The sequence below is a fragment of the Aureliella helgolandensis genome (genome assembly GCF_007752135.1).
Classification (GTDB): Bacteria; Planctomycetota; Planctomycetia; order Pirellulales; family Pirellulaceae; genus Aureliella; species Aureliella helgolandensis.
Window position 1 is genome coordinate 4,916,894 of record NZ_CP036298.1, and the last position, 14,680, is coordinate 4,931,573.

A 14,680-nucleotide genomic window follows, 5' to 3' on the forward strand; every position below is an offset into this window, starting at 1 on the left:
TGCCTGACTAGCTATCGAACATTTTCTTCAGAGAATGCACTGTAGCAGCCCGGCCCGCGCGTCCGATGGAGGTCGTCAACGGAATTTCTTTCGGACAAACGGCGACACAATTCTGTGCGTTACCGCAGGCCTGAACACCACCAGGTGCGATCAAGGCTTCGACGCGCTCCTCCGCTAGGCTATTGCCAGTGGGATGGGAGTTGAACAAGACCGCTTGGCTAATGGGAGCAGCCCCCATGAACTGCGATCCGTACGCCTCGCGTTTGCGATCCTCGAATTGCTCTTCCGTTTCACCAGGGCGGCGATGAAGCTCAATTTTCTGATACTGAGGGCATGCATCCAAGCAGCATCCGCAGCTCATGCATTGGCTCAGTGGATAACTCTGCTCTTGTTGCTTGCGGGATTGCCGGGGCCCTGGGCCCATATCGGAATATCCATCGACCGGCACCCAGGCCTTCACCCGTTCCAGCCCCTGGAAGAGACGAGTACGATCTACGATCAGATCTCGAATCACCGGGAACTTGGTCATCGGGCGCAGTTCAATCTCAGCACTGTTGTCCTCCAACAGCCGATCGACCAGGGCCGTGCAGCTTTGCCGGACCTTGCCATTGACGACCATCGTGCACGAGCCGCAAACCTCTTCCAGGCAACCGCAATCCCAGGCAACAGGTGTCACCTTGTTGCCCTCTACCGTAGCGGCTTGTGCGGCAATCCGTTGTAGAACGCTGATAACGTTCATGTTCTCCTCGTACTCAACCTGGTGCCGTTCCCAATAGGTCGGCTGCCCTGGTCCATCTTGTCGCAACACCCTGACATTTACTTTTTCAGGATGCTGCGGAGTGCTTGCCTGATGATGAGTATTCGTCGCTGTCATATCTATAAATTCCGATGGATACTATGTGTTCTTATCGACATTTTTTGGTGCGGAAGCTCGTTCCTTCCAGACCTGTTCAATCGTCTCTGCCCCAACCAATCCGTAGAGTCGCGGTCGCGGAGCAATGGATCCGGTATCAACGTCTTCGTAGGTAATCTTTGGATCAGCACCGTCGTACGTTGCAATCGTCGACTTCAAGAACTTCTTATTATTTTCTTCGAAACGATCGCACCAGCGCTCGGCCTCTTGGCGACGCGCTTGTGGTTCTTCCTCGGTCAGGCTGGGCATTGAAAATTCGGGTTTGAAGTGAGCGCCGCGGCATTCGTCCCGCAATCGAGCCCCCTTGAGAATCGACTTAGCAATCGGGAACATGTCCTGCAGTGCTTTGGTGAAGATCACATTCTGATTGGTCCAGCTACCGGAGTCGGTCAATGAGCAAGCCATCGCACGCTCGTGCAAGTCGGACACGCGGGAGTAGGCGTCGTCCAATTGGGAGTTCACCCGCACGACGGTGGCAGCCCGCGTCATCACATCCCCCAACTCTTGGTGAAGCAAGTACGGGTTTTCACCGCCAGCATTGCTAAGCAGGGCAGCGTGTCGCTCTTGCTGCTTGGCCAAGGCCCCTTCGAATACGGCTGGCGCGAGCTCTGCTGCAGCCTTCGATTGATTCTTGATGTAGTTCTGAATGCCAGGTGCTACAAACAACCCGCTGAAAATGCAGCTCAGCAACGAGTTCGCTCCCAAGCGGTTGGCACCATGATATTGGTAGTCGCATTCCCCTAAGGCATACAACCCCTGGATGTTCGTCATTTGATTGCCAGGATCTCCAGCCAGCAACCCACCGTCGCTATTCTTGGTATATCCGGCCCACAGGCCTCCCATCGAATAGTGAACAGCCGGGAAGATCTTCATCGGGACGTCGCGTGGATCAACGCCTTGGAACTTTTCATAGATCTCGAGAATTCCGCCCAATTTACGGTCCAACTCGCTGCGTTCAATGTGCGTCAGGTCGAGGTAGACGCACATCCGTCCGGCCTCAACACTCAATCCCTCGTTGACACAGATATTGAAAATCTCGCGAGTAGCGATATCGCGTGGTACTAGGTTGCCATATTCCGGGTAGCGTTCTTCCAGGAAGTAATAGCGATCGGCTTCCGGAATAGACTTCACCGGACGAGGGTCTTGAGGAGTGCGAGGCACCCACACACGTCCCCCTTCTCCACGAGCCGACTCACTCATCAACCGCAACTTATCTGCCCCTGGAATCGCCGTCGGGTGAACTTGGATAAACTCGGGATTACCGAGTTTCGCTCCGGCCTGAAAACAGCGACTGGCGGCTCCACCGTTGCAAAAGACCGACATCGTGGAGCGACCGTAGATCAATCCGTTACCACCGGTAGCAACGATCGTTGCATCAGCGGGGAAGGACCGCATTTCCATCGAGACCATGTCTTGAGCAACCACACCGACACAACGTCCCGACTCATCCTGCATTGGCCCCAGGAAATCCCAGAACTCAAACTTGCGGACCATGCCCTCAGATTCCCAACGGCGAACTTGCTCGTCCAACGCATAGAGCAGTTGCTGGCCAGTTGTAGCGCCGGCAAACGCGGTTCTTTTGAACAGAGTTCCGCCGAAGCGACGGCGATCAAGAAATCCCTCTTCAGTTCGGTTAAAAGTGACCCCCAAGCGATCCATCAACTCGATGACTTTGGGAGCCCAATAGGCCATTTCCTTGACCGGCGGCTGGTGCTGGAGAAAGTCTCCACCGTAGACGGTATCGTCCAGGTGATGCCACTCCGAATCGCCCAGCTGGCGTGTTTGCTCATTGCAGCTGTTGATTCCGCCTTGCGCACACACGCTGTGCGAGCGTTTAACGGGGGTCAAACTAATGAGATCGACCGGAATACCAAGCTCACAGAGCTTCATCGTGGCCGCTAAACCCGCTAATCCACCACCTACTACCACTACACGCTGTGTCGACATTGGTAAACTTATTCCCTCGTTTTACAGGACCGGCACTGCCGCTAGGGCAATCCGCCTGCATGTTGGATTATGCGTCTGATTACTCAACTACCATTGGGAGACTGTCGTGTGGGAAGGTATTCTCAACACACGGCAGCCGCACTATCTTCGGCCCCGCATCGGGAGCATCTCACTCGCCTTCTACCGCTTGGTCAGCGGGGCCGCTCTCCGCATCAGAATTGGCTTTTGCAGCATCCGCATCGGCTTCCTCGAGCTCCACCGCCTCAGAGCGTTTATGAGGATTGGGAACGATACGCCCAGCAGCCACCTCCGCCTGGTACATTTTATCTTCCGTGATTTTGGCTTCCTCAATATCGATCTGCTTCACAGCAAACAGGGCACTCAGGCCCACGATCAACAACAGCAGTCCACCTGCCGAGCAAAGGTAGGTCGCGCGACGTTGGGCAGCGGGACTGATCCATACGCCCCAAGTAATCCCCATAGTCCACACGCCATTGGCCAAGTGAAAGACACAGGCCACGATACCCAAGAAGTAAAAGATGGGCCACGCAATGCCTCCCATGGCTACCGCTAGAGTACTGGCCGCGTTGTAAGCTCGAAAATTAGCCATGCCCAAGGGCTCGGCCACATTCGTCAACCACCAATCTCCGTGAAACCAACCATGCAGATGAAACACGTGCGTAAAGATAAACAGGATGGCAATCACGCCGGACCAGCGCTGCAGGGTGTACCGCCAATTGGCTACATAGCGATAGTTGTCATGATTTGATTTTCCGGAGCGAATAATCCACACCCCCACCACCGCATGGAAAATCAGGGGCAAGAAAATGAATGCCCACTCCACCATCGGCAGCAACTTTCCCAAAGAGTGAATCTGATTCACATTGCTTTGGAAGGCTCCCGCTCCATTGAGCAGAGAGGCATTGACCAGCAGGTGGACCGTCATGTAGGCCCCCACCGGAATCAATCCGCTCAGCGAGTGCAGACGGCGAATTAAAAATTCGTTTTTCGAAAAGAAATCCAGGCTTGTTGCGCTCATCGGGATGCTGATGTCGAGTTGGAGGTTTCCAGACTAAAAGATTGAGTCCACCGGCACTTGCTGATCACCAACAGGTGCCTTTCCCCACTTCACGGGTCCACTTCGATCGAAACGTGGCGGACCTGGGCAGGAATGTCCGGAGTCGCTTGTTTCGTGCACACGGGGAATGGGCTGTCACTACAAGTGAGTGAACTTTAGCGACAGAACTCGCCTGCTAATATATCGGAATTATAGATCAGTGGGCAGTGCACTCGGCCAAGTTGAGCGGGTGCCCTGGATTTTTGGGGAAATGGCTGGCGAAACAGCGGCTGTCCATTGGTAATCCTTGCACGAAGCAGAGGTGCGGCAAATAGTACCGGCACGCCGCCGGCACCAATCCGCCGGACACCTGTTAGTCGAGTGTCGACAGGGGAACCTCTGGCAGCGTCATGCGCGTGGATTCGTCGAGTGGATGTCCTCTCAGAAACTCACTAGCAAACATTTCCCGCTTGCCGGCTGGCTGCAGCAACCCAACCAGGAGCACACCTCCCTGGCACTGAATGCCCAGCATGCGATCCCACGGAGCCTCCCAAGTTGGATCCACTTGCTCCGCTTCAACGACGGCCACACCTCCAGGTTCCAATTGCTTCCACCCTGCAACCGAATTGCTCCACCTGGCTCCTCGTATTTGGATCCTGAAAGACTTCCCGGCGCCCCAAGTCAACACTCCGAAGGTCCCTGGCCACGGCTGGCAGGCGCGGACCAACCGCACCAAGTACTCTCCCGGAAGTCGGAAGTCGAGTTGGCCATCCGCCTTAGAAAATCGCGGCGCCTTGGTGACTTGCGTCTTATCTTGCCGCATGCCGATCGCTTGCTCTCCATCCCAGCCCTCCAGCGTCCGGACTGCAGCTACGGTTGCGTCCACCCCTAGCTCTGCCAGACGCGGCTCGAGTTGGCCGGCCGTCTCATCGGCTCGAATCAAAGTGGACAGGCTCTCAAGGGCGGGTCCCGCGTCGAGTCGTGGAGTCATGTGAATGACGGTAATGCCCGCTTCTTGATCCCCTCGCAAGAGCGCCCACTGCACCGGTGCAGCCCCACGATGCCGGGGAAGAATCGAACCGTGCAGATTGATTCCGCCCAGCCGAGCCGCGCCCAAGCATGCGTCCGATAGAATTTGCCCGTAGTCACACACGAAGAACAGGTCGGCTTGGTACGCCGCCACGCGCTCGATCGCTTCTACCGAATTGATGCTTGCGGGTTCAAAGACTTCAATCCCCTCGGCTTTCGCCCACTCATAAACGGGCCGCGGGGGCGCCTTCTTAGCGCGAGCATCCGCCGCCGGCCGGGTCACCACCAAAGGAACATCATGCCCATCCTGGAGCAGGCGAACACACGTAGGTACGGCAAAGGGGCCTGTCCCCATGACAACAATTCGCATCGATTCCTCTTTATTTATGATTCAATTTCTCGTGCAGGAGCTCTTAACGTCCACGCCAATACCATCTGTCATATCAACACTGGATTTTTCTGGATACCACTCTGAATCTGGATACCACTCTGAATCCCGTCAGGCGACTCATTCTAGGAATAAAGCTCTGAACAGGAGCGGCAACGCCGGCGTACAGTGCAGCAGGCTCCCTCGAAGCTCAGCAACGCACACGGCTTCGTCCAGCACACGGCTTCGTCCAGCACACGGCTTCGTCCAGCACACAGCTTCGTCCATAACACGTACTCATAATCAGCATCTCAGGCCGTAATGGTGAATTGCGGATCCCTCAACGCCTCGGGCCGCGTCAAATTCTACAATTCGCGTTCCTTCAAAAAAGAGTGCAATAATCCGTTTTGTATCGTATTATTGAGTAGAGACGCGGTCCACCGGATTACCAACGGACTTGTGTTGCCTCCCAAAACGACGCATGGTACGATGAATCGCATGATACGGACAGCAATTACCTACGCTTTGATCGTGACCCTGTGGGCTTGTCCCCTGCGGTGCCTCGTCGACAGCTTGCTCATACAGCCCACGAGCTCGACGGCGGTTCGTCACTGCGCATGCTGCAGTCTCCCGGCCGGTTCCGATGCGGAATCAGCAGCCGGATCCCAGTCTCTCCCCACCGATCGAGATTCCGCTCCTGGAGAGACAGGGAGTTGCCTGTGCGACGGAGCAATTCTTGACACGCTATCGGTGCTACCCGACTTCTCTCTCGAGCAGGTCGATTCGCTTCCTGGCTGCTTGGCCATGGTTCCCGAAAGCAATGTAGCTCGGCGTCTGCGTCTAGCTGGGATGCACCACGAACGATGCGTCAATTCGGCGGGTCGCAGTGCGCGCATCGCCCACCAATCTTGGCTGCTCTGAGTGCTTACGGGCACTCTCTTCTTCTAGAGCAAGCTTAAAATGGCTCCGATTTTCCGTGCCATGCCGCGCGTCGATCGGAAATGTTTTGGGCTGACCGACAGATTTCTGGCGTTTGCTCCTAGAACAGGGAATTGCTTCGCAGATCGCAGTCCTCATCTGCGGTGTTTGCCTAGCAAGTTTGATGGTCTTCATGTCATGACAGCTTGTTCACGGAATGGAGTTTCCAGTCCGAACGCGCATTGGACTCCCACGTCGCACTAACGCACAAGCCTTCTGCGCGTTGCCCACCGGCGGGTTGAAATAAAAGCCGGACGCCCGCGCAACGAAGAAACGAAGAGTAGTGGTTGCTAGACGGTGAAGGGCAAACACAACCTTCACGACAGCACTCCCATCACTCTCAAGTCAGCCAGCCTGCGGGCGCCTAGGATTTCGACAATCCAGTGGCTGTCGCTAGTTAGCTCACCCATTAGCTCACGAAAGCAAGGCAGGCGTTTTACTCCACCACGTCGACGCTGCCCCTCCTTTCCTTCCCTTAGATTTCGAGACAAACGGAGCGAATGAATGCTACTTCCTTGGGAGTATGGTGTGCGCAATCTACTGCGTCGCCCGCTGCGCACCGCCTTGACATTGATTGCCCTATCGACGGTGGTAATGCTGGTGTTCGTGGTGGTTGGATTTTTGCGTGGGCTCGAACGCTCACTCGCAACCAGCGGCGATCCCGATGTCGTTTTGGTCTATTCGGTCAACTCAATCGAAAACATTGAAAACTCGTCCATTCCGGCCCAAACCGCTTCGCTCCTGACGGCCAGCCTCGAAGGAATTGAACACCGCTACGGAGTTTCTTACGCTAGCCCCGAACTCTACCTGGGCACGCGAGTTCTCACCGCCGAGGCAACCGAAGGTCTAGGACTGGTACGCGGAGTTACGCACACCGCCCCACTGGTGCGACGCGGAGTTCGCATCCTCGATGGGCACTGGCCACGTGCTGGTGAGGTCATTGTTGGAAGATTAGCCGCAGCCAAGCTTGGCTGCGAGGCAGAATCGCTGGCAGTGGGGCAGTCCCTTGAATTCGAAGGGTCCAGTTGGACGATCGCAGGACATTTTGCTGCCGCTGGCGGTGCGTTCGAATCCGAGATCTGGTGCGACCTGCCCGAATTCCAGAATGCCACCAAACGCCAAGACCTCTCCTTGGTCGCCCTGCTCCTATCCCCGCAAAGCAATGCTGCGATCATCGAGCTCTTCTGCAAAGAGCGAACCGACCTAGAGCTGCACGGTCTGCGCGAAACCGACTACTACCAAACCCTGCAACAACACTACCAACCCGTGCGTTTACTCGCCTGGCTAGTGGTCGTGCTCGTTTCCGCTGCCGGTGTCTTTGCGGGACTCAATATGATGTATGGCGCGGTCGCTGGCCGCATTCGCGAGATTGCTACCCTACAAGCGATTGGCTTTCGCAGGGGCGCCATTCTGCTCAGTATTGTTCAAGAGGGTGTCCTCCTGGCCGCAGCCGGTTCTTTGGTTTCGGGCACCTTAGCCTTCACACTGCTCAATGGTGTTGCCGTCCGTTTCACGATGGGAGCCTTTCGGCTCAACATCGATAGCACGGCAATTTTGTTGGGCTGTAGCGTGGGAATTTCTCTCGGAATACTGGGGGCGATCCCACCCGCCCTCAAAGCACTTAGATCGGAGGTCGCCGTTAGTCTGAAAGCTGTTTAGATCCGCTGAGTTCAGAGGCATCTAGCCTCTGAACCGTTAATTTTCTGCCCCATAAATTTAAATGGAATGTACCTATGAAAACCTTACCTACCTTGGCCCTGCTCGGATCCCTCCTCCTGTGCACCGGATGTGCAGAATCCAAAGTCGCCTTCACTGCTAGCGATGCTGGCGACGACGCCGCAAGTGCCTACCTCGTCTCACAAGAACCCAAGGATGCGATGTCTGTTGGGCAAGCTCGCAAAGAAGTTGAAGATGCGAATGAGGTCACCCTGGTCGGCCGCATCGGCGGCTCCTACAAACCGTTTGTCGATGGCATTGCCGCATTCACCATTGTGGACTCAAGCGTTCCCCATTGCGCTCCTGAAGAAGGCTGCCCCACTCCGTGGGATTATTGCTGCACGATGAATCAAGTGAAGGATAACATTGCTACCGTCAAAGTAGTTGACGAAAGCGGTGCACCGGTAACTCAGGATGCCCGAGAGTTGCTCCAAGTCAAAGAGCTATCCACGGTGGTCGTTCATGGAACGGCCCAGCGCGACGATCAAGGAAACCTGTCTGTCCTGGCCAGAGAAGTTTTTGTCCGCCCCGCCAGCTAGGTCTCAGCCAACTAGGCCTCAGACACGCGCTGATGCTCGACCGCAGAGAGCGTTCGCAGGCCTGGTAGTCACTGGTGTCCCCCAGGGCTGCCATCCTGCGGCGCACTCCTGCCGCAGCATCGGTCCGTTAAGTCCTAGTGGTTTCGTGCCAACAATCGCCCGTTCCAGGCAATCAATTCCCGCACCACCGTTGCCAAGCCGCCGTTTGGCTCCGGTGCTCACGTTCAGTTTTTCACGAATCGAGGAACACAATCCGAATGGCCACACCCAACATCGACCTCAGCCAGCTTGCACTGGAGCGACCAGAAGTCACGCCGGCTGCGGAGAGTGCTGCAGCTGGAAAAGCAATTCGCAGATGGTTGGTACGCTATGGATTGCCAGCAGCGATCTTGTTGGGTTTCAGCACCCTCTTTCTGGCTGCCCTAGGATTTCAGTTGACACCAATTACACCGGTGGAAGTAACACCGGTCGTCGTAAAGCGCAATAGTGCGCCCGCTCAAGGCACACCGCTCTTTCAGGCGCCTGGCTGGATAGAGCCGTGCCCCACCGCCATCAACGTTGCAGCCCTGGCACCCGGGGTGATCGAAGAATTGCTAGTGGTCGAAGGGCAAGCAATGACTGCCGGAGATCCGGTGGCTAGACTGATTCCCATCGACTCTGAGATAGAACTCGAGCAAGCGCAGGTGAGGCTGGCCATCCAAAAGGCAGAGCTCAAGCGGGCGGAGGCGGCGCGGAATGCTGCCCAGATCCGACTTGCCCAACCCGTGCATCTCCAGGTTCAGTTGGCAGATGCTCAGAGTATGTTGGCCAAAACTCAAACCGAGTTGGCCAAACTCCCGTTTCAGATTGAAGCAGCTACGGCAGATGCGCGTTTTTTGAAAGAGAGTCTGGATGGCAAGAACGCCGCTCGCTCCGCAATTGCAGCCATCGTCGTCAAAGACTCCGAACGCGAGTACGCAGCCGCGGATGCCGTCCTCCGGGAACTCAAGCAACGGGGGCCCAATCTTCAGCAGGAGGCCGACGCCCTGCAGGCCAAGGTCGACGCCTTGCAAACCCAGGCCGACCTACTGGTGGAGGAGCATCGCCAGTTCGAGGAAGCAGAGGCAAATGTCAGTTCACAAACAGCGTTGTTGAAGCAGGCTGCGGTTCGCTTGCGACTGGCTGAACTGGCTGTCGAGCGGAATATGATTCGAGCACCGATCTCAGGACGCATCCTGAGGATTCTGGCAGTGCCAGGCACGCGCGTCATGGGACTCGACTCCATTGCGGGGCAAAGTTCCAGCACAGTGGCGGAGATGTATGACCCAGCGTCGCTGCAGGTTCGCGTTGACGTCCGACTCGAAGAGGTCCCGTTGGTCATTGAGGGACAACAGGTCCGCATTCAAACGGCCTCTTACCCCTCACCGCTACAGGGAATTGTGTTGCAGACAACCAGTTCGGCAAGCATTCAAAAAAACACCTTAGAAGTCAAAGTAAAATTGCTCGACCCGCCACGCAACGTTAGTCCCGAGATGTTGGTCACCGCCACGTTCCTATCCGCTGCCATCAGTTCCGAGGAAACGCAAAACTCCCAGGAAGAACGCCTGTTCGTTCCGAGCCAATTGGTAAAGCAGGCAGCCACCGGAGAAGAGCAGGGAGTGTGGATCGTCGATGCAGACAATCGCGCTCAATTTGTCCCTCTCCAACTGGGGCAGCAGGGAGAAGACGGTCTGGTCGAAGTGCAAAAGGGGCTCAGCATTACCGACAAAATTATCGCATCGGACCAGAATCGCCTACATCCTGGCATGCGCGTTCACATTACCGCCCAAGATAGCCAGCTAGGACTGAGATAGCGTCGGCACGGCAGCCTATCGCTAGCTCACCAGGAAGCAACAGGCGCACCACTCAACGCGGACGGCCTGCTTCCGCCCATCAACACTCAACCTCAGGAAAATGAATGAGCATCGTCAATCTTCAACAAGTGAGCAAAAGCTTTAGCAAGGGTGAGGAAGTCATCACCCCCCTGCGGGAAGTCGATCTGGAAATCCACGCCGGAGAATTTGTTTCGCTGATGGGCCCAAGTGGAACCGGGAAGAGCACTCTGCTCAATTTAGTCAGTGGCATCGATCGGCCAGATGCTGGCAAGGTCATCGTAGCTGGCACCGATCTGACTCACCTGAATCGCAACCGCTTAGCGGATTGGCGGGCGGCAAACCTAGGCTATATCTTCCAGACCCACAACTTGATCCCAGTCCTAACCGCCTACGAGAACGTTGAGCTGCCGACGCTGCTGTTGAAACTCACCTCCAAGCAACGCCGGGAACGCGTCAATCTGGCCCTTGCCGCAGTTGGACTCAGCGAGCGGGCAGGGCATTATCCTCGTCAGCTATCTGGCGGTCAGGAACAACGCGTGGGAATTGCAAGAGCCATTGTGGCACACCCCAAGGTCGTCGTTGCCGATGAACCGACCGGTAGCCTTGATTCAGAAACGAGCGAACAAATCCAACACCTACTGCAACGGTTGAACCGAGAGCTCAACATTACCATGCTGATGGTGACCCACGATCGCGAAGTCGCCGCGATTGCCTCGCGTCAGCTAACGCTCGACCGTGGAAAGTTCCTGACTGCGGAGGATCTGGCTCCATGCTAACTTACGTTCTCAAAACCTTGATTCGCCATCAAACGCGAAGCTTTCTGACGATTTCTGGCGCCGCAGTGGCGATGTTTGTCTTCTGTTTTGTCGGTTCGGTGCAAGAAGGCCTGGAGCGTCTAACCAGTGGCGCCGACGCAGATCGCAGCCTCATCGTCTTCCAGGAAAACCGTTTCTGCCCCACGACGAGCCGACTGCCTCAAGACTATGCTCGCAAAATCCAAAAGTTAGAGGGCGTGAAGGATGTTATGCCCATTCAAGTTTGGACCAATAACTGTCGCGCGAGTCTCGATATCGTAGTTTTTAATGGCGCCGATCCCCAACAGATTCGAACCACTCGTCCCGTAGAACTCGTCAGTGGGTCTTGGCAGCAGTTTCAGGACACTCGAGATGCTGCTATCGTGGGGCGAAATGTGGCTCAGCGACGCGGATTGTCGGTCGGCGACCAGTTCACCATTGGAGAATTGTCGGTACGCGTCGCCGGTGTATTTCGCTCACGAGTTCCCGCCGAAGAAAATCTGATCTACACCAGCCTTGAATACTTGCAATATGCGCAAGGGATCGATTCGGCGGGAATCGTTACCCAACACGAGGTCCGACTGGACTCGGGAGCAAATCCAGACCAAGTGGCCGCTAACATCGATGCGGCCTTACGCTCAGGCTCGGTCGCTACGAAAACGCGTCGCAAGGGTGCGTTTCAGTCGAGCACTCTGTCGGACTTGGTCGATCTCATTGGTTTTGCGCACTGGCTGGGTTATGCCTGTGTTGGATTGGTGCTTGCGTTGGTAGCCACCACGACTGTGATGTCTGTTCAAGATCGCATCAAGGAATATGCGGTCCTGCAAACCCTCGGTGTGCGACCACTGCGAACTCTGCGTTTAGTGTTGGCGGAAAGTACGCTTCTGTGCACCCTCGGCGGAATATTGGGTACGGCTCTCGCGCTGGTCGCCCTCCACCTCGGGGGCTTCGCGATTGGCGCTGAAGGGGCTACGATTGCGTTTCGGCCCTCCCTAACACTCGCCTCTCAGGGTGGTCTCATCTCTCTGCTCGTCGGCATCCTTGCAGGCCTGCCCCCAGCCACCCAAGTTGCCATGACACCTATCGTACCGGCCCTACGTCAAATCTAGACTTGATGACATAAAGCAGCGATTGCTATGCCTCCCAACGATCAACAACCCAACAATCCACTGCACGGCGTAACGCTGATCGCCATGCTAGAACACCTCGTCGACGTCTATGGGTGGGAGGAAATGGGTTACCGCATTGACATTCGATGCTTCAACGAAGACCCAAGCATCAATTCCAGTCTGAAGTTTTTGCGCACCACCCCGTGGGCAAGAGCCAAGGTCGAGCGTCTGTACGTGCGATCACTGCGGCATTCAAGACCGCAAGAGGTCCACCGACCGCGGACACCGGAGTCCGAGGTTACCCCCACCGATCCAGAAGAGACTTGAAGCGGCTGGCGAAATTCGAAGCGTCCCAGTTAGTTGGCGCGAATCCGCGCGCGATCGTCACTCAAAGTGAACAGCTGCATCTCTTGCTCATCGACCACTTGGTACACCTGCTCTACCGTTAGACTCTTGCCAGCCGCATTCGCATTGCGCACGAGTTCCTCGATGTCCAAATAGCCCTCATAATCCCGGCGCATGCCGATCGATTCAGGCTCGTGGCGTAGGACGAAAGTCAAGTATTTGCTGATTTTGGTAAGCCGTTTGTTCATGATGCCCAGTCTAATCCATACTCTATCTTTGGAAAACCACTCTCCGCCTTGCGTACTGGAGCAAATGACATGCCTGACAGCAACATCCGCTCACGGCTCCTCTCGGAGGGAACCCAAGTGGTCGCAATGCGAGACATCCGCACCGCCAACGATCGGCTTGCTCACCCGGCCGGCGCCCTGGGCGTCATCGTACGCGTCCCCACCCATTCCAGCCAAGCCTACCAGGTTCGGTTTGGTGATGGCGTCGAGGTGGCCCTCCATTCCGATCAATTGGTCCGCCTAGCCGACTACAAAACGCGACAGACCGGCGTTTGGGAGGGCAATTCGCTGAGCGGGCAACTGTTGGAATACGTTATTTTCCGTTGCGTGATAGGCTCGCGTGCCTACGGCTTGGACGACGAATCCTCCGACACCGACATTCGCGGGATCTATCTGCCGCCAGCACACCTGCACTGGTCCCTGAGCGGTGTCCCTGAGCAAATAGAAGAGGATGCGACTCAAGAAGTCTACTGGGAACTGCAAAAATTCTTGGTCTTAGCCCTCAAAGCGAACCCCAATGTGCTGGAATGCCTCTATTCCCCAATAGTACTGACCGCTACGCCCTTGGGCAGAGAATTGCTAGCGATGAAAGAGGTGTTCCTGTCGAAACTGCTGTTCCAAACCTACTCCGGTTACGTAGCTTCTCAGTTTAAGAAAATGCAGGTCGACATCCGTAATCAAGGGAGTGTGGAGTGGAAGCATGTCATGCACCTGATACGGCTCTTGATCTCAGGAATCTACGTACTGCAGGAGCACGCCGTGAATGTCGAAGTCGGAGACCACCGCGAAGCCTTGCTTCGAATCCGCCATGGCGAAATGCCGTTTCAAGAGGTCAATCGATGGAGGCTTGATCTGCAGCGCCAATTTGAATTGGCGTACCAAACGACAACGCTACCAGACCGTCCCGACTTCCGTCGCGCCAATGACTTTTTGATACGCGCCCGTCAGAGCGCAGTGGGAGCTGATGTTCCGTGATCGATCTAAACAGATTGCTGCAACATGTTGCGGCGCATCCCTACCCAACCATTTTCGTCACGATCAGCGGGGCCCATCTCTATGGCTTCCCTTCACCCGACTCCGACTTTGACCTCCGGGGCGTGCACTTGCTACCCCTTGAACAAGTTATTGGGCTCGATCACGGTCAAGAAACGGTTGAAAAAGAGGGCTGGTATGATGGACTGGAAATCGATTTGGTAACCCACGATGCCGCCAAATACTTTGCACTGATGCTCAAACGCAATGGGTATGTATTGGAGCAGATCTTTTCTCCATGGGTTGTGTTTACGACCCCCGAGCATGAGCAGATCAAGTCACTAGCGGCCCAATGCATTACCCAACAACATGCACATCATTATCTCGGTTTCGCTTCCAGACAGTGGCAATTGTTTCGACAGGGCGTGCCTCCCAGAGTCAAACCATTGCTGTACACCTATCGCGTGCTACTGACCGGAATTCACTTGATGCAGACCGGCAGAATCGAAGCTAACCTACTGGCCTTAAATCGCCACGAAGGGTTGCCCTACATCGACGAACTGGTAGCCAGAAAGCTATCGGGGCCAGAATGCCAAGTCCTGAATACGGTCGATTTCCAATTCGATGAAGGCGAGTACCAACGACTCACGCGGAAATTGGAGAAGGCTCACGAAGCCAGTTTCTTGCCAGAGCAGCCGGCAGCCAAAGCGGAACTTCATAATTTGTTGGTCAAAATGCGAACGGGCGGAAGTTCGACTTCCGCCCGTTGCTAGT

The 14,680-nt window shown here is 55.7% G+C and carries 14 protein-coding genes; 9 read left to right on the top strand and 5 right to left on the bottom strand.

The features are described 5' to 3' along the window. Positions 1–7: 7 nt before the first annotated feature. From sdhB to Q31a_RS17225, 4 genes are all read right to left on the bottom strand, one after another. Positions 8–874 (bottom strand): succinate dehydrogenase iron-sulfur subunit, encoded by an 867-nt coding sequence (sdhB, locus tag Q31a_RS17210; protein ID WP_145080486.1) that lies wholly within the window; start codon positions 872–874, stop codon positions 8–10. 21 nt (positions 875–895) lie between these two features. Continuing rightward, entirely contained in the window at positions 896–2,860 is a 1,965-nt protein-coding gene (gene sdhA, locus Q31a_RS17215; protein WP_145080488.1) for a succinate dehydrogenase flavoprotein subunit, read from the bottom strand. 169 nt (positions 2,861–3,029) lie between these two features. After that, positions 3,030–3,899 (bottom strand): succinate dehydrogenase cytochrome b558 subunit, encoded by an 870-nt coding sequence (locus Q31a_RS17220; RefSeq protein ID WP_145080490.1) that lies wholly within the window; start codon positions 3,897–3,899, stop codon positions 3,030–3,032. Between the two features lie 391 nt (positions 3,900–4,290). Next, positions 4,291–5,316: a methionyl-tRNA formyltransferase gene (locus tag Q31a_RS17225; protein WP_145080492.1), complete on the bottom strand. Its 1,026-nt coding sequence runs from the start codon at positions 5,314–5,316 to the stop codon at positions 4,291–4,293. A 486-nt stretch (positions 5,317–5,802) separates the two neighbouring features. Here Q31a_RS17225 and Q31a_RS17230 point away from each other — a divergent pair, with 486 nt between their 5' ends. From Q31a_RS17230 to Q31a_RS17260, 7 genes are all read left to right on the top strand, one after another. Further along, positions 5,803–6,234: a hypothetical protein gene (locus tag Q31a_RS17230; protein ID WP_145080494.1), complete on the top strand. Its 432-nt coding sequence runs from the start codon at positions 5,803–5,805 to the stop codon at positions 6,232–6,234. A 561-nt stretch (positions 6,235–6,795) separates the two neighbouring features. Further along, positions 6,796–7,950: an ABC transporter permease gene (locus Q31a_RS17235; protein ID WP_145080495.1), complete on the top strand. Its 1,155-nt coding sequence runs from the start codon at positions 6,796–6,798 to the stop codon at positions 7,948–7,950. A gap of 74 nt (positions 7,951–8,024) precedes the next feature. Then, positions 8,025–8,546 (top strand): hypothetical protein, encoded by a 522-nt coding sequence (locus Q31a_RS17240; RefSeq protein WP_145080500.1) that lies wholly within the window; start codon positions 8,025–8,027, stop codon positions 8,544–8,546. 257 nt (positions 8,547–8,803) lie between these two features. Next, positions 8,804–10,378: an efflux RND transporter periplasmic adaptor subunit gene (locus Q31a_RS17245; RefSeq protein ID WP_145080503.1), complete on the top strand. Its 1,575-nt coding sequence runs from the start codon at positions 8,804–8,806 to the stop codon at positions 10,376–10,378. A 104-nt stretch (positions 10,379–10,482) separates the two neighbouring features. Then, positions 10,483–11,175 (top strand): ABC transporter ATP-binding protein, encoded by a 693-nt coding sequence (locus Q31a_RS17250; protein ID WP_145080506.1) that lies wholly within the window; start codon positions 10,483–10,485, stop codon positions 11,173–11,175. Continuing rightward, positions 11,169–12,302: an ABC transporter permease gene (locus Q31a_RS17255; protein ID WP_145080510.1), complete on the top strand. Its 1,134-nt coding sequence runs from the start codon at positions 11,169–11,171 to the stop codon at positions 12,300–12,302. Before Q31a_RS17250 ends, Q31a_RS17255 begins: the two co-directional genes overlap by 7 nt. 27 nt (positions 12,303–12,329) lie before the next feature. After that, on the top strand, positions 12,330–12,629 hold the full coding sequence (locus Q31a_RS17260) for a VF530 family protein (protein ID WP_145080513.1): 300 nt from the start codon (positions 12,330–12,332) through the stop codon (positions 12,627–12,629). Between the two features lie 29 nt (positions 12,630–12,658). Here the strand turns inward: Q31a_RS17260 and Q31a_RS17265 are convergent, their stop codons facing one another. Then, positions 12,659–12,895 (bottom strand): RNA 2'-phosphotransferase, encoded by a 237-nt coding sequence (locus Q31a_RS17265; RefSeq protein WP_145080516.1) that lies wholly within the window; start codon positions 12,893–12,895, stop codon positions 12,659–12,661. A 69-nt stretch (positions 12,896–12,964) separates the two neighbouring features. Here Q31a_RS17265 and Q31a_RS17270 point away from each other — a divergent pair, with 69 nt between their 5' ends. Both Q31a_RS17270 and Q31a_RS17275 read left to right on the top strand, forming a co-directional pair. Next, a complete protein-coding gene (locus Q31a_RS17270) occupies positions 12,965–13,909 on the top strand; it encodes a nucleotidyltransferase domain-containing protein (RefSeq protein WP_145080519.1) in 945 nt (314 codons plus the stop codon). Continuing rightward, a complete protein-coding gene (locus Q31a_RS17275; protein ID WP_145080522.1) occupies positions 13,906–14,679 on the top strand; it encodes a nucleotidyltransferase domain-containing protein in 774 nt (257 codons plus the stop codon). Before Q31a_RS17270 ends, Q31a_RS17275 begins: the two co-directional genes overlap by 4 nt. The last annotated feature ends 1 nt before the right edge of the window (position 14,680 follow it).